Here is a 16,446-nt window from a genome sequence, read left to right as displayed (position 1 = left end):
TAACTCTGGGAGGATACTTATGAGAAAATTCCTAATCGCAACAACCGCACTGGTTTCTGCCGTTGCAACTTTTGCCATTGCACCAGCGCAGGCTGAATTCAAGAGCCGCAACATCCGCGTCTCCAATGGCATCAATGCTGATCACCCGGTTGGCGACGGCATCAAGGCAATGCAGGCATGTCTTGATGAAAAATCGGATGGAAAGCTGAAGCTGACCGCATTCTGGGGTGGCGCTTTAGGCGGTGATCTTCAGGCAACGCAGGCTCTGCGTTCTGGCGTTCAGGAAGCCGTTGTCACGTCCTCTTCGCCTCTGGTTGGCATTGTTCCAGCACTCGGCGTCTTCGATCTTCCGTTCCTGTTCGTCAACGCTGAAGAAGCCTATACCGTCATGGATGGTGAATTCGGCGATCTTCTGAATGAAAAGCTCGATGCGGCAGGTCTGGTTAATCTGGGTTATTGGGAGAACGGCTTCCGCAACCTGTCCAACTCCAAGCGCCCAGTCAACAAATGGGAAGATCTTGAAGGTATGAAAGTTCGCGTTATGCAGAACAATATCTTCCTCGATACATTCAAAAATTTTGGCGCCAATGCCACTCCAATGGCCTTTGGTGAAGTTTTCTCCGCGCTGGAAACAAAGGCGATTGATGCACAGGAAAATCCCTATGTGACAATCGACACCTCTAAATTTTATGAAGTGCAGGAATATGTTTCCGAAACAAAACACGCTTACACACCATTTCTTTTCTTGTTCTCCAAGCCCATCTTCAACACCTATTCTCCTGAAGAACAGGCTGCTCTGAAGGAATGTGCCAGCGTTGGTCGCGATGTCGAACGCAGCGTGATTGCCGAACTGAACAAGAAGTCGCTGGCAAAAATCGAAGCGGCTGGCGTTAAATTCAACACGATCACGCCCGAAGAACATGCCCGCATCCTTGAAAAGTCTCAGGTGATCTACGAAAAGCATAAGGCTGACATCGGCCCGGATATCGTTGACCGCGTTCAGAGCATCCTCGCTGATCTGCGCAAGTAAATCTAAGCACCAATGCAAAAAGAAAGCCCGCGGTGTTCATTCACCGCGGGCTTTTTTCATTGAGAAGTTTTTGAAAGATAAAGAATACGCTTTCAGGCTTCCCGCTTTACCCGTTGTTCACGGAAGAAGATGAACAACCCTGATCCCACGATGAGCACTGCGCCGATGATCATGCTTGTTCTCGGAACATCTCCAAAGAACATCCAGCCAAACAGCACAGCCCATAACAAAAGCGTATATTGCAACGGAGCGACTGTTGCCGCATCGGATATTTTCAATGCGCGATTAACGAGCATATGCGCAGCCATCGCAACGATTCCCAAAAGCAGCATGAGTGCAAGATCGGTAGACGTTTCCATCGGCCGCCAGTCAAACGGCGCAAAAATGAAGCCCGCGATCAGCGCACCCATTAATTGAAAGAAAACCAGCGTCTTGTCCGGTGTGGCGCGTAGGCTGCGGCCTGAGACCATCATGAAAGCAAAGGCAATCGTACCGAGAATTGAAATAATTGCGGGCGCGGTAAACATGGCACTGGAAGGATTAAGCGCAATAATCACCCCCACGAAACCGATACCAATGGCTGTCCAGCGACGCCAGCCAACTTTTTCGCCAAGCAGAAAAGGCGAAGCCGCCGCCACATAGATCGGTGCGGCCAACCAATATGTCATAACATCAGCCAGTGGCAGATACATGACCGCATAGTAGAACGCAAAGACCTCCAAGGTCGAAAAGAAAACACGTGCTGCTTGCAGCAAAGGTTTTTCTGCTCTCACAATGGGTTGAAGCCCAGCCCGCCAAAGAAAGGGCGCCAAAATTATAAGCGCCGCAACGCTGCGAATGAGAATAACCTGACCAACGCTGTAACTGGCGACAAGCCATTTACCCATTGCATCGTTTAATGAAAACATCAGCATGCCGATAAGCATAATAGCCGGTCCGGCGATTGCTGGCATGGCACTACCGCCGTGGTGTGGTTGCGTGGTGGCAGACATGGAGCCTCCGATCATGACTGTAAGTTAAATTGCTCGACCTTATATCGAGGCTGTATCTGAAACCCGGCGGCTTACCGTGAATGCTTTGTCCAGCTCCGGGTTTAATGCCATACCAAGACCCGGGCCGGGCGGCACCGTAATCATGCCGTTCTTCACCTCTGGCAAAGCCGTGACAAGATCGCGATACCAGGTCCGATAAAAGGCACGGACACTTTCCTGCACCAGTGCGTTCGGCGCATTGAGCGAAAGATGGGTCGAAGCACACAACACCACCGGACCAGTACAGTCATGGGGGGCAACAGGCAGATGCCACGCTTCAGCCATGGACGCAATTTTTCGCGCTTCCGACAATCCGCCGCACCAGGAAATATCCAGCATGACAATGCCCGCAACGCCGGTTTCAAGATAATCGCGAAAGCCCCATCGCGAGGCCAGCGTTTCAGATGCGGAAATGGGCGCAGGAGAAACGTCTGCATAGCGTTTGAGACTGGAGAGACTGTCCATCTTGATGGGGTCTTCATGCCAGAAAGTGCCATAAGGCGTCAGCGCTTTTGCGATCTGCATCGCGGGCAAAAGCTGCCACATGGAGTGGAATTCCACCATAATATCGATGCGATCGCCAACGGCCTTGCGGATTTTTTCAAAAGGCTCAAGCGCTGCTTTCATATCCGACGATGCGATATATTGACCGCGCGTTTTTTCCGCAGCAGCATCAAAAGGCCAGATTTTCATAGCCGTGATGCCCTCTTCAAGAAGAGAGTGGGCCAATTCATCTGCCCTATGCAGAAAGCCATTCAGATCATCATAATCACGACCGGTTGAAAGGCCATAATTGCCCGTGGTCTGACCCGTCGCTTTCTTGATATATTCCGTGCCTGCACAGGTGTTGTATGTTCGGATTTCGCGGCGGGTGAACCCACCCAAAAGCTGCGCGATTGGCTGGTTTGTCGCTTTGCCGAAGATATCCCATAAGGCGATATCAAAGGCCGAGTTGCCGCGCACTTCCGCTCCAGATGAGCGAAAGCCGACATAGCCCACAAGGTCAGATGCCAGACGGTCTATTTCGAGTGGATCGCGGCCAATAACCCGTGGTGCAACATATTCATGGATGTAAGCTTCAACAGTTTCCGCACCGAAAAATGTTTCGCCAAGCCCGGTGATCCCCTCATCCGTATGAACAAGAACCCACAGCAGATTGGCGCGCTCTGCCACACGCACGGTTTCCAGTGCGATAATCTTCATCAGTTCCTCCTCTTGCTCCCAAGGTCCTCCTTACATGGCCTTGCTATCCGGCTCAAGCCGACTGATCAAACTATTCATTTAATTGGCATTTTGAGCATCAGACTTTTAAAGCGCAACTGAACTTTCATGGACCGGGTGCGATGCCCCTGCAATCTCGAAAGCCTTAAGCATATTTTCATGCGGAAAAATGGAAAAAACCGCATATCGATTTTTTAAAACGCCGTTTTGGGGTTCTCCCGCTGTTCAACTTTGTGTCTGTTATCGATAGCATTTAAGCAAGAATATGCGTACCAAAGACCATTCATGCGTCTGAATATCTGGGAGAAACTTATGACATTTCCGCTGTTCAACCTGTCGGGAAAACTGGCGCTGATAACGGGGTCAAGTCAGGGCATTGGCTTCGCGCTCGCACAAGGTCTGGCGGAACATGGCGCGGAGGTCGTCATCAACGGCCGCAATCAGGCCAAAGTCGAAACTGCGGTGAAGATCCTGCAAGATGCAGGTCATAAAGCGCATATCTCCACCTTCGATGTGACTAATCGTGAAGCCGTCAAAGCAGGCGTCGATGCTATCGAGCGCGACATCGGCGCAATTGAGATTCTGATCAACAATGCGGGAATGCAGCATCGTGCACCGCTTGAGGATTTCCCGGAAGACAAATGGCTGCAACTGCTGGAAACCAATGTTTCAGGTGTCTTCTATGTCGGCAAGGCTGTTGGGCGTCATATGATCGGTCGCAAACGCGGCAAGATCATCAATATCGCGTCCGTGCAAAGCGAACTCGCCCGCCCGTCAATCGCGCCCTATACCGCAACCAAAGGTGCCGTGCGCAACCTGACACGCGGCATGGCAACCGACTGGGCCAAGCACGGGCTCCAGATCAATGCAATTGCACCGGGCTACTTCAAAACACCACTCAATCAGGCGTTGGTCGATAATCCTGACTTCACCGGCTGGCTGGAAAAGCGGACACCGGCAGGCCGCTGGGGGAATGTCGAAGAACTGGTCGGCGCTGCGGTCTATCTTAGCGGCAGCGCCTCTTCCTTCGTCAATGGCCAGGTGCTTCATGTTGATGGCGGCATGACCGCAAGCGTTTGACGCCTAGAACATTTCCTGTTTTGATTGAATCATTGGAAATGCTCTATCGGTTTGTTTCCACGCATTATCCCACGCAAAACCGCTTCGCGCTTTTGCTGGAAATGCGCGAGTAGAGCGGGTGGGGCTGTGTTCGATCTTGACGTTATAGCAGTTTGAAGCGGCCAGCGCCTGATTGAGAGCGTCAGTGGCGTCCTCGACTTTCACGCTGGTATATAGTTCCAGGTGATGACGTATCGCGAGCAGTTATCCAAAATGGTGGAGAGATAGAACCATCCTAATCCTAACAATCTTCATATAGTGAAGACTGTGTGCCCATCTCATTTGGTCGGATGGCTTAGCCTTAAATTCATCGTCGACCTTAATGGCAATATAGGCAGGTGACGGAATCCGATTCCGCGCTTTCAGCAAGCGTTTTTCCGGCGGGGCGTCAGCGAGGGCTTCTGTCAGGCCATGACTTTCACGGCGTTGCAGCTATCTTGATGACATATTCAGCCAATGCTTTCTGCCGCATCTCCGCTCCCTTTCATGGTGCTAAGATGATCTGAAAAACCTCTCTTCCCAATGAGCGCAGTTGTGTCTCAAAGGCATTGATCCTGGATATGATCACTCCTTGCTGTGGGCTTATCCTTTTCAGGCAATGGCGCTCCAGATGGACAGAGCGCTCGCCGAGAGGACTTTTTTTGTAGAGTAGGGTAAGGCTGAAAGCTGAAACAACATACCGCTGTATTCGGCGCACTTCAGAGAGGGCCCACTGAGCATCATGGCGAGCCGTTCTGGCAGGATCAGATGGGCGCTTTGAATATGTTACCGCCAAGTTGACGCTCGATTTCGCTGATGGCCATTTGTGCCCGCACGGAATTGCCAGCCTCATCAAGCGGCGGCGAAAATGCAGCAACGGCCAATTTACCGGGAATGACCGCGACCAAACCGCCGCCGACACCACTTTTTGCAGGCAAACCAACGGAATATGCCCAGTCACCGGAAGATGTATATAGGCCTTCCATCATCATTTCTGCGAGCAATGGCGCGACATGCTCTTGCTGAACGACACGCTTTCTGGTGATTGGATTGATGCCGCCAGCGGCAAGCGTCGCGCCCATGGTTGCGAGATCAACACAACTGACAAGCGTTGAGCATTGCCTCGTATAGACATCCACGGCGCGCATAGGATCGCTATAGCACGTTCCTGCGCTGTAAAGCAGCCAGGCAATAGCCCGGTTGTGAAAATTCGTCTCCTGCTCCGATTGATTAACCTCATCGCTCAGATGAATGTCGCGCCCGGCGAATTGGCTTTGCATGTCGAGAATATTTGTCCAGCATTGTTCGGCATCATCACCGGGAACAAGACTCGCAGCAGCGATCGCGCCGGCATTGACCAGTGGTGACAATGGCTTTCCTTCATGCATTTCGAGTGCCTGCACCGAATTGAAAGGCATACCGGTGGGGCTGTCGCCAAGCTTTTCTTTAACGGCCTTTGCGCCGATGTTTTCCATTACCAGAGCGAGTGTAAAAACCTTGGAAATGGATTCCAGTGCGAACTGATAATCGGCATCTCCATGTTTGAATACATGGCCATCAGAAGTTACGATGGCGATGCCAAACAGTTCACTGGGAACCTTAGCCAGAAAAGGAATGTAATCGGCATTTTTCCCACCAGATGTTTGCTTTGCATTTTCATAAGCGGAAACAATATTATCTTGAAGATTTGACGACAAAATGAACCCCCTGAAAACAATATTTTCATATGGCAATAGTAATTTACGCACAGGAAATCTTATGTGACAATAGCTAATATAACAATTTTCTCATCAAATTAACTAATTTATTATTATTGTATAATTTATGTTGACAGATTGCTTGTCCATAAGCAACGAATTGAGCGGTAATATATCTTGGTATTATCCGTAGATGGAGGGCGAGGCATGTCTAAGAAATCTATTTCCGCAAAATACAACAGCTTGGACGATGTATACGCGTCATTAGAATTATCTGCTTCTTTGCCTAAGACGAAATTTCCCAACGAAGAGCGTGATCCGCGGAATGTGTTTGCCGCCGTTCGCGATGAATTGATGCTGGATGGCAATTCACGTCAGAATCTTGCAACCTTTTGTCAGACATGGGTTGACGAGGAAATTCGCCAGCTTATGGATTTGTCGATCGATAAGAACATGATCGACAAGGATGAGTATCCGCAGACAGCCGAGATCGAAGCGCGTTGCGTGCACATGATCGCTGACTTGTGGAATTCGCCAGACGCAGAAAATACGCTTGGTTGCTCGACGACTGGCTCATCGGAAGCTGCAATGCTGGGTGGACTTGCGCTTAAATGGCAATGGCGCAAGAAGCGTGCAGCCGAGGGTAAGTCGACGGATAAGCCAAACATGATTTGTGGTCCGGTGCAGATTTGCTGGCATAAATTTGCCCGGTATTTTGATGTCGAGTTGCGCGAGATTCCGCTTGAAGGTGATCGTCTGATCATGAGCCCGGAAGAAGTGCTCAAGCGCGTCGACGAGAATACGATTGGCGTTGTGCCGACCATGGGTGTCACGTTTACTTGCCAGTATGAACCAGTGAAGGCTGTCCATGATGCGCTGGATCAGCTTCAGAACGAAACTGGGCTGGATATTCCAATCCATGTGGATGGTGCCAGCGGTGGTTTCCTTGCACCATTCTGTGCGCCGGATATCGAATGGGACTTCCGCCTTCCGCGTGTAAAATCGATCAATACGTCAGGTCACAAATTTGGTCTGGCTCCGCTTGGTGCAGGCTGGGTTGTATGGCGTGAGGCTTCTGATCTGCCGGAAGAGCTGATCTTTAATGTCAATTATCTTGGTGGCAATATGCCAACATTCGCATTGAACTTCTCTCGCCCCGGCGGACAGATTATTGCGCAATATTATAATTTCCTGCGTCTGGGGCGCGAAGGCTATGCGAAAATTCACGACGCTTGCTATGAAACAGCGCAATATCTGGCAGCTGAGATCGCAAAGATCGGCCCGTTTGAAATGATCTTTGATGGCGACAGCCAACAGGGCATTCCGGCGTTGGCATGGAAGTTGAAAGAAGGCCAGGCAATCGGTGGTTATACTCTTTATGATGTTGCCGACCGTTTGCGCAGCCGTGGCTGGCAGGTGCCAGCTTATTCGATGCCTGCACACCGCGAAGATCTCGTGGTTCAGCGTATTCTGGTGCGCCATGGCGTGAGCCGTGACTTGGGAGGTCTCTTGATCGAAGATCTCAAGCGCAGCCTTGAATATTTTGAAAAGCACCCGGTCAGTAACCCGCTATCGGCGGAAGAAGCGGGCGGCTTTAATCATAGCTAAAGCACATCCTGAAAAGTGGGAACCAGCTTTCGATACAGGGTGTGCGCTCGTACAAAATGATAAAGCGCTCGATGACAGCATCAGACTGCCGAACACAGGGAGCAGCGCGTGGCCTATACGCGCTGTTCTGAGGGAGTGAAGGCGGAGCTGCACACGAGTTTCACTGTGTGCTCCACGTTCATTTGAATATTCGCAACTTGTTCGTGAGATTGATGTGCGATCAGTCTCATGAGCGTCTCTACACTCAGGAGAATTGTCATGGCGAATACAAAGGCCGCAATCCCGGCTAAACAATTATCAATGATCGGTTTTTTTGCTATTACCGCCTCAATGGTGATGGCAGTATATGAGTATCCAACATTTGCGACGTCTGGTTTTAGTCTTGTCTTCTTCCTGCTGCTTGGTGGCATCTTATGGTTCATTCCCGTTGGTCTTTGTGCTGCTGAAATGGCGACCGTCGAGGGTTGGGAGGAGGGGGGTGTCTTTGCTTGGGTTTCCAACACGCTCGGTGAGCGATGGGGCTTTGCAGCAATCTCATTCTGCTATCTTGAAATTGCAATCGGCTTTATCCCGATGCTTTATTTTGTGCTGGGCGCGCTGTCTTATATTTTGAGTTGGCCTGCACTCAATTCCGACCCGGTTACAAAAACCATCGCCGCCCTGATTATTCTCTGGGCGCTTGCTTTCACACAATTGGGTGGCACAAAATACACTGCGATCATCGCCAAAGTCGGTTTTTTCGCTGGTATTTTGCTGCCAGCATTCATCCTCACGGCTTTGGCCATTGCTTATCTAGCCAGCGGCGCGCCGTTGCAGATTGAAATGTCCGCCCAGACATTCTTCCCAGACTTTACGAAGATCGGTACGCTTGTCGTCTTTGTGGCATTTATTTTGAGCTATATGGGTGTTGAAGCATCCGCGACGCACGTCAATGAAATGAAGAATCCGGGTCGTGATTATCCGATGGCCATGTTCCTGCTTATGGCGGCTGCAATCATTCTCAGTTCTATCGGAGGGCTATCTGTTGCGGCAACTATTCCATCCAATGACATTAATCTTTCATCGGGTGTGGTGCAAACTTTCAGTGCGCTGGTCGCGCATTTCGGTCCCGGATTTGAGTGGACTGTGCGTATCATAGCTGCATTGCTTCTGCTTGGTGTTCTGGCTGAAATCGCCGCCTGGATTGTCGGGCCGTCGCGTGGCATGTATGTCACCGCACAAAAGGGCATTTTGCCGACCGCCTTCGCCAAGGTGAACAAGAACGGTGTTCCCGTCGCGCTCGTTGTGGCTCAACTCGTCCTGACATCTGTTGCAATCATTGTGCTCACCAATACAGGTGGCGGCAGCAATATGTCATTCCTGATCGCGCTTGCACTGACTGTGGTCATTTATTTGTGTACCTATTTTCTGCTGTTCCTTGGTTATATGCAGCTGATTTTGAAGCAGCCCGAACTCAAGCGCACCTATCGTATACCCGGCAGCAATGGTTTCAAAATCGCTGTCGCCTCTGTTGGGTTTCTCGTGTCGTTGCTCGCCTTCTTCGTGTCGTTTTATCCACCGACTTCTATCGGCGGGGAGAGTGCAGATGAAACATATGTTATGTTACTTGTGATCAGCTTTCTTGTTGTGCTGGTTATTCCGTTCATTGTTTATGCACTCCATGACAAGCGCGGGAAATCGACGGGGATGAAGATGGTGCATATCAAGTTGCATAATGCGCCGGATGGGCATTTCTTCATGCATCCACGTGCGCGGCCAACGCACCATATCGTTCCAGATATGGATGTAGCAAAAAGCCAGAAATAGTATCGCAAAGCTTTTGGGCTCATTCCAATACTATGACGGTCCGTGAAAAAGCATCCCGAAAACTGGAAACTGTTTTCGGGATGCGAATTAATCAAGTTTTTCATTGCCGGATTTTTTTCCCGATAATTCATTGATAGTTATAGCTCTGGCGGTTATTCCTTTCATGAAGGTTTCTGCGAAGCAGAACATTAAAAATCAGCGTCTAAGGGGAGTAAAAAGTGTCTTTTATCTCAACAGTCGTTCCATTTCTTTCGGACGTGTCAACCTATCAGATCCCCCACGATGTATGGTTTGCATGTACGGCTCTTTTGTTCCGCGATGCTGGTGGTGGTGCCTATGCAGGACGTACGATGGAACTGTCGATGGAGCTGCCATACGTGGTCGCCAGTATCCCGAAAGGTCACCAGTTCTCATCAGTGGTTGATGGTCACGATCCTTTGGAGTTTCAGAGCAAATACGGGATTTTTGCGATTGCTGTTCCAAATGGAAGCATCGCTGATCTCAAAATTGTCGAGGGTCTGAATGAAGCCGGTCTGACTTTCAGCGTGCTTGCTTTCGCAGGTGCATCAGGGCCTGCCGATAATGCGGCCAAGACAAAAGCAATGCTTGCGGCAATTGATCTTGGCGCATGGACTCTGGGGCAGTTCGCGACAGCCGCTGAAGTAAAAGCAGCATTGACTGAAAACACAGTGATTTTGACGTCACTCGTGCCATTACACGGTGCAAAAACGCCTTTCCATTTTGTCGTGCATGATCGCACTGGCAAATCGATCGTCATTGAGTTTTCGAGTGATCGTCAGAATGTGTATGACAACCCTGTCGGGGTGATGACCAACGGGCCCGAGTTCACATGGCATTTGACCAATCTTAACAATTATACGTTCCTGAATAATCTTGATCAGTCGACAGGCAAGTTTGGGGACTTGCAGGTTTCGCAGCCGGATTCAGGGATTGCAACGGCTGGATTGCCGGCTTCCAATACATCCGTGGGACGTTTTGTGCGCGCTGCTTATTATTCAACCTTTGCAGAAAAAACTGCGCCAGAAAAAGCAATCCGTGCGCTTGGCCATATCATGAATAACTTTGATCGTCCGCGCGGCATCACCATTGATCCTCCGCAGTCGGGTGGACTGGATATTGAAGGTTTCTCAGCGACAGGTGGTCAGGAATACAAAACCGAATATACGTCATGGACGGTGCTAGGCGATCTGACCAACAATGACTTCTATGTGCGCACATATGATGCAATCAATTTTATCAAGTTTGATCTGAATCGGCTTTTTGCGCAGGGGGACCTTAAGGTTGCGCCACTGGATAAAATCTCATCAATAGACACGCTTGATGCAACGGATATGCTGCTCAAGTAGCAGTATCAATCAGATTACCGATTAATCATCGGCATTAATCGGTAGCGCAAACAATAGAGCGCCGTTCCGGCTCAATCCGCTTGGCGCTCTTGGAGCATTTTCTGCTTTGATTGAATCATTGGAAATGCTCTATCTTTTTGTTTTCACGCATTATCCCGCGCAAACCGCTTCGCGCTTTTGCTGGAAATGCTCTCAATCCGCTCTACGACGATTAAAACGAAGTGTTGTAATTCATGGCATATCAACCGGCGCAATGGTTACGCAATCTGGCTCAGATTTCGCCCGCGCCTTATTGGCCGTGGCGACATTCGCTGCGATTGACTTTGCTAACCACTGTGCCGATGAGCATCGGCTTTTTGACTGGGCATGTTGTGCCGGCAATGCTCGTTTGTCTGGGTGGCCTGCTTACGGGCATAAGTGAAAAGAACGATCCTTATCTTGCCCGGTTTCGCCGCATGCTTATCACGACCCCAATGGGGATGAGCGGTTATCTCATGGGTTCGCTGATCGGCGGTCACGGTATTGCGACAATTGCAGGTGTTGTGGTGGTTGCGTTGCTGTCGGGCTTGATCAGTGGCTATGGCGCAGCGGTTTCGGCTGGTGCTCTTCAAATGCTCGTTATGACCATTGTGGCGGCACATGTTCATTCGACAGCGTCAGTCTGGCTGATGCCATCGCTTTTTGCCAGCGGCGCAGCCTTTGCCGCCACTTTGCTTGCAGTCGAAGCACTTGTGAGTCCCAAGAGACCGGAGCGTGAGATCGTATCAGGCCTGCTTGACGCACTGGCTAATCTTGCACGGACCCTCATCCAGGCAAGGCCAGGTGACACCAGTGTTGAAACGGCTATTCGCGATGTCCATAATGCGCAGTCAAAAGCATATGCAGCCCTGATGCATAATCAGCTTCAGGCGGATGGGCGTTCGGTTGCCAGAGACTGGAGCGCGAATATTCTTTCCATAACGGATCGGATAGCCGCTCTTTTAAGTGCATCCTCCGACAATACCACTCTATTGAAATACGTTGCGGATCGATTGGAATTTCTGGCGAAAGCGATCATGTATAAGGCCGCGCCGAACCCGATGCAGATTGATAGTCAGAACAATAATCCGCTGATGTATAATGTCTCGCAGTTATCCGACATTATATGGTCCCCTAAGCAATCTGCCCAATCACTTTCTCTGCTGCATTTATTTTCGCTTGATCGCTCTAAGCCGGGTTTCAGTTTTTCCCGATTGAAGGCTCGATTGCTGCTGGGGCCTGAAGTTGTGGGTGCTGCGATTCGGCTTGCAATCTGCATGTTGATCGCCATGGTGGCTGAGTTTACAGCGCCCGGTTATCGTTCTTATTGGATACCGCTTTCCGTGGCCGTTATTCTAAAGCCGGATTTTGGATCGGTTTTTGTGCGGGCGGTGCAGCGAAGTGCAGGGACATTTATTGGCGTATTGATTGCGACGGCGATCTTTATGATCTTGCCGAAGGATTTTTATCTGGTTTTTGTGATCGCAATTCTGAGCGCTGTTATGCCATGGGCGGCGCTTAAAGGGTATGCTTTGCAATGCACTTTCCTGACACCGCTGATACTTATCCTGATGGATTTGATCGTGGCGGGCCCGACTGTCAATTATGGGGTCCAGCGTCTTACTGATACAGTGCTTGGCGCGGGCATAGTTCTGATTTTTGGTTATCTCATTTGGCCAAAATCGATAGATAAATCAATTAAGTCCAACTTCTCCAAAGCTCTTGTGATGATTGCAGATTATCTGCGCAGTACCGCTTTGAATTCAACGGATACAGCTGATGCCGCGCCTCAAATTTTTGATCAAAGCGCGATAAAACGGCATGCCGCTTACAGCGCATTGTCCAATTTGCGCGTTCAACTTCAGCGTTCAACCTCAGAGCCTCCGCCTGCGAGTACGGAAGCGCTGGCATGGTTGCCGGCAATTGCCACTGCCGACAGAATATGCGAGTGCGTTACCAATTACGCTCTTGTCAGTGACAGTGGCGATAGAACATCAGATTCTGAAATCGCCAGTGAGTTAGCAGATATGCTGGTGGGGATTGCCAATCCAATGGATGACGAGGTCAGTCAATGGGATGAGCTTGATAAGCTTCATCAACGTATACATGACGGTGGTGTAGATAAATCTTTGGTAGACCTGTATGAAAATTTACTGAAAATAAAAGGCATATAGGGACGCCAGAAGAGTTTGATCAATCTTTAAGGCTAAAATGCCGTGAGCATTGAGTGCAGACCCAGTGGGTGCGGATAAAACCTGTACCAGTTTTATGGCGCAAGGCCATGGCTGTTCCGGTATTGGGTTGGGCTGGAAGAGCGAAGTGATATCTTGATGTCCTCCGCGTGGCGGTGCCTCAAGAGGTTGTCTCGGTTCAGGCCAAGACGACTGATTGGTTTTTTGATTTTGGACTGCCACATGGGCGATGCCAATTGTGTGTGGTTCCAGACTGGAAGATGGCTTTCTTGGTGATCTGACGTTTCATATGCGTGGGCATAGACCCATTCGCGCAAAGCGGTTTTGATGAAGCGCTCGGCCTTCGTTTTTCTTTGCGGGGCCCTGGCAATGCTGCCTTTAGGAAGGCGGTGGCGGTCTCAGTCATCTCTTCTCGACGCAAAGACGTCAGTCGGACACTCATTGTGAATGTTCATTCGGAGTGAACCTGGAAAACTGAGGTCTGGTAACTCCGGTTTCCTAAATCTGCTCTGAATGGACGACCTCCTGAAAACTCACAGCTAGGCGCATTTTTGTGGTCGGGGCGTTTGGGCAGAGGCTGACGGGACTTATCAGATCTGGTAGGTGACTAGCAGCCAGTTCAAGCTAAACTTACAGTAAAAGCGCCGACTTTAGATGCCGAATCCATGGGAATCCTTAAACCGATTCCCCATCCAATGGACGCGCTTTGCATTTTTTGCGCGAAACATAATCTTATTGACCGTTTCTGAATCCGGCAGAACGATTTTTGGGCTAAATAGCATTCTTTTAAGAATAAAATAACAATAAATCTGATTTATTCTGTCGACCTAAATTATATTTTAATAATAAATATCCTAATTTTTTGCCATATATTGACATTGAAAGTCCGTGTTATACACTTCTGTACTGAGAATATGCTATATTTACTTATATTGTATTTAATGACGATGGCCAGCTAAAGGGGCGATAATCTGCGTTAACAGGCTTTGAACTGCTCACCCATCTCTCTGGTGGCGCATTGCCTGTTTTGATGACTCTCGACTGGTTTCAAGCTGAATGACTATTTATGCCCGTGGGTTGCCTGGCGGGTGGGAGACTTATTTGATGACGAAGTCCGATTTTTATCACCAGCCCGTGCGTGCAATGTTGCTCTCCAGTGTCGCCGTCGGAGCTTTGCTGTTTGCAATTCCGGTAAACGCTGCAGATCGCTGTGAGGCAGGCAGCTTTTATTGCGAGGTCAGCAGAGCTTCCGCCAGCGCCACCATTGTTACAGACACATGGAATGGCACGACCGACACTGACTGGTTCACGGGATCAAATTGGACTTCAGGAAATGTGCCAACAGCCGGGAGGGCGATAATCAGCGGAACCACGGCCGCCACAGCCCCAATCATTGAAGGAAAAACCGCAACATCTGACTATTTGACCATTGGCAGCGGTGAGGGCACAACTCTCAAGACAGGGAGCCTGACCATAAAAAATGGCGGGCAACTGAAGCTGAATGGCGATGGCGACAATAACACTTACAGTTACGTATCAGGCGATAATCCGGCTTTAACCGTAACAGGCAAGAGTTCGAAACTGACATCCGACAACGCCACTTTGGTAATCGGCAGTGATACTGACCCACTTACAGGTAATGGCACTATCAATGTCCTTGATAGCGCTGCCGTCGACCTTGCTGGTCTTTCAGGTGGTTCTGACAGCAGCGGCTCGTCGAAGCCTTCAAATGTAAATGTGAACGATGCTACGCTTATTTTAAATAATTTAAATTTTGGATACGGAAATATAACTTCAAATATTGATGTAACCAATCACGGAGTACTCGTTGTAACAAAAAGTGGAAAAATATTAAATACTTCAGTTACTGTAAGTGGGAGCGGATCACAGATAAGTTTTATGGGCGGTGTTTTTGAACAAATATCAACCGATCAAAACGCAACAATAAATGTTCTTGAAGGAGCTATATTTAAAATCAACAATACGGAGCATGACTATATTGTCGGAGGAACAACAACTGTTGACGGCAAAGAATCTGAATTCAAAAATCTGTCCAATCTTCACAAAATTATTTTTGGGAACTCCGGAAACTCATCCAACAGCGTTTTAACTGTTTCCAACTACGGCACATTTCATACAGAAGCCCCTCTGCAATTAGGCAACCCCGCTGGCCGGAAGATCTCCACATCAAATGGGACGCTGAACGTTGGAGCCGCAGCAGACGCTCAAGCCACTGCGCCAGGTATTGTGAAGGCGACTAACGGTATAATAATGACCGCTGGCGCGACCATCAATTTCAATCATACCGATACAAGCTACGAGTTCGGCTCTGCAATGCGCGATGCCGACCCACAGTTTACCGGCGTTATCAATCAGATATCCGGCACGACCATATTGACAGCCGACAGCAGTTTTACAGGTGCAGTCAACATTACGGGAGGGGTTCTGCAATTCGGTGCTAATAGTAAAGCAGGCAGTCTGGCAAGCAACAATATCAGCACAGGCATCGACGGTGCACAAAAAGGGACATTGGCTTTCAGTCGATCAGACGTCTATACATATGAGGGGATCATTTCCGGCACTGGAAATGTCAAGAGTGTCGGCTCAGGCACAACAGTTTTGTTCAAAGATAACAAGTATTCCGGTGGGACCGTATTCTCGAGTGGTACACTTTCGGTGAATTCTGAGAATAAGTTGGGCGATGCGTCCGGCAAACTTACGTTTGACGGCGGCATATTGCAGATCACCGGGACATATATGAACACTACAAGCCGCAACATTGAATGGGACGCAGGTGGCGGCGGATTTGACATCGACGAAACGCCCAACACGTTCACGCTCAATCAGAACTTGGGAGCAGGCGGTGCGCTGACAAAGCTCGGTGATGGCACACTGGTTTTGTCTGGCACCAACCTCTATAAGGGTGGCACCAACCTCAATGCGGGTACATTGTCGGTTTCGTCAGACAGCAATCTTGGCGATGCGTCTGGTGCATTGCGTTTCGATGGTGGCACGCTGCTGGTTACTGCCGATATGACTTCTGCACGTGCGGTGACACTGACCTCTGCCGGTGGCACGGTTTCGGTTGGTGATACCAAGACTGTTACGCTCACACATTTTATTGGGAATGCCGGTCTTGCCAAAGGCGCTTTCACCAAAGCGGGTAATGGTACGCTGATCACAACGGCTTCCAATAGCTATACGGGCGGCACAACGGTTTCCGGCGGCATTCTGCAGCTGGGTGACGGCACCACGGATGGTTCAATTATGGGCGATATTGCGCTTGATGGTGGCAATCTCGTGGTCGACAATACGGGGGCGACCCCGCTTTCCGGCGCCATCACCGGCACGGGCAGTGTCACACAGAACGGAGCTGGT

The 16,446-nt window shown here is 49.7% G+C and carries 10 protein-coding genes and 1 pseudogene; 7 read left to right on the top strand and 4 right to left on the bottom strand.

What is annotated here, in order from left to right; translation table 11 throughout:
* Positions 1-19 precede the first annotated feature (19 nt).
* Entirely contained in the window at positions 20-1,030 is a 1,011-nt protein-coding gene (locus ABE527_RS19920; RefSeq protein WP_499698080.1) for a TRAP transporter substrate-binding protein, read from the top strand.
* 92 nt (positions 1,031-1,122) lie between these two features.
* On the opposite strand, the gene ABE527_RS19915 is transcribed toward ABE527_RS19920, so the two are convergent.
* Complete coding sequence (locus ABE527_RS19915) at positions 1,123-2,022, bottom strand: DMT family transporter (RefSeq protein WP_499698079.1); 900 nt, start codon at positions 2,020-2,022, stop codon at positions 1,123-1,125.
* 39 nt (positions 2,023-2,061) lie between these two features.
* A complete protein-coding gene (locus tag ABE527_RS19910; protein ID WP_499698078.1) occupies positions 2,062-3,264 on the bottom strand; it encodes a mandelate racemase/muconate lactonizing enzyme family protein in 1,203 nt (400 codons plus the stop codon).
* A gap of 330 nt (positions 3,265-3,594) precedes the next feature.
* On the opposite strand from ABE527_RS19910, the gene ABE527_RS19905 reads away from it, so the two are divergent.
* Entirely contained in the window at positions 3,595-4,362 is a 768-nt protein-coding gene (locus ABE527_RS19905) for an SDR family oxidoreductase (RefSeq protein ID WP_499698077.1), read from the top strand.
* A gap of 782 nt (positions 4,363-5,144) precedes the next feature.
* Here ABE527_RS19905 and glsA read toward each other — a convergent pair.
* Positions 5,145-6,077, bottom strand: coding sequence for a glutaminase A (gene glsA / locus ABE527_RS19900; protein ID WP_499698076.1), 933 nt, complete (start codon positions 6,075-6,077; stop codon positions 5,145-5,147).
* Positions 6,078-6,284: 207 nt separating this feature from the next.
* Here glsA and gad point away from each other — a divergent pair, with 207 nt between their 5' ends.
* From gad to ABE527_RS19880, 4 genes are all read left to right on the top strand, one after another.
* A complete protein-coding gene (gad, locus tag ABE527_RS19895) occupies positions 6,285-7,685 on the top strand; it encodes a glutamate decarboxylase (protein WP_499698075.1) in 1,401 nt (466 codons plus the stop codon).
* Positions 7,686-7,943: 258 nt separating this feature from the next.
* Complete coding sequence (gene gadC / locus ABE527_RS19890; RefSeq protein WP_499698074.1) at positions 7,944-9,491, top strand: glutamate/gamma-aminobutyrate antiporter; 1,548 nt, start codon at positions 7,944-7,946, stop codon at positions 9,489-9,491.
* A 218-nt stretch (positions 9,492-9,709) separates the two neighbouring features.
* The gene (locus ABE527_RS19885) at positions 9,710-10,858 is read left to right on the top strand and encodes a linear amide C-N hydrolase (RefSeq protein WP_499698073.1); all 1,149 of its coding nucleotides are present in this window, start codon (positions 9,710-9,712) and stop codon (positions 10,856-10,858) included.
* A gap of 668 nt (positions 10,859-11,526) precedes the next feature.
* Complete coding sequence (locus ABE527_RS19880; RefSeq protein ID WP_499698072.1) at positions 11,527-13,050, top strand: FUSC family protein; 1,524 nt, start codon at positions 11,527-11,529, stop codon at positions 13,048-13,050.
* Positions 13,051-13,226: 176 nt separating this feature from the next.
* On the opposite strand, the pseudogene ABE527_RS19875 reads toward ABE527_RS19880, so the two are convergent.
* A pseudogene (locus ABE527_RS19875) lies at positions 13,227-13,427 on the bottom strand (integrase core domain-containing protein); the annotation flags it as partial.
* An 814-nt stretch (positions 13,428-14,241) separates the two neighbouring features.
* Here ABE527_RS19875 and ABE527_RS19870 point away from each other — a divergent pair.
* Positions 14,242-16,446 (top strand): beta strand repeat-containing protein (locus tag ABE527_RS19870; protein ID WP_499698071.1); only part of this gene is annotated, 2,205 nt, incomplete at its 3' end.

This window comes from Brucella sp. TWI432, assembly GCF_039674445.1.
Lineage (GTDB): Bacteria > Pseudomonadota > Alphaproteobacteria > Rhizobiales > Rhizobiaceae > Brucella > Brucella chromiisoli.
This window is presented reverse-complemented; position numbering and strand designations above follow the sequence as displayed.

Excerpts from the sequence above, each read along its gene's own strand:
- ABE527_RS19920 (WP_499698080.1), top strand. The coding sequence starts at position 20 with ATGAGAAAATTCCTAATCGCAACAACCGCACTGGTTTCTGCCGTTGCA.
- ABE527_RS19915 (WP_499698079.1), bottom strand. The coding sequence starts at position 2,022 with ATGTCTGCCACCACGCAACCACACCACGGCGGTAGTGCCATGCCAGCA.
- ABE527_RS19910 (WP_499698078.1), bottom strand. The coding sequence starts at position 3,264 with ATGAAGATTATCGCACTGGAAACCGTGCGTGTGGCAGAGCGCGCCAAT.
- ABE527_RS19905 (WP_499698077.1), top strand. The coding sequence starts at position 3,595 with ATGACATTTCCGCTGTTCAACCTGTCGGGAAAACTGGCGCTGATAACG.
- gad (WP_499698075.1), top strand. The coding sequence starts at position 6,285 with ATGTCTAAGAAATCTATTTCCGCAAAATACAACAGCTTGGACGATGTA.
- gadC (WP_499698074.1), top strand. The coding sequence starts at position 7,944 with ATGGCGAATACAAAGGCCGCAATCCCGGCTAAACAATTATCAATGATC.
- ABE527_RS19880 (WP_499698072.1), top strand. The coding sequence starts at position 11,527 with ATGCCATCGCTTTTTGCCAGCGGCGCAGCCTTTGCCGCCACTTTGCTT.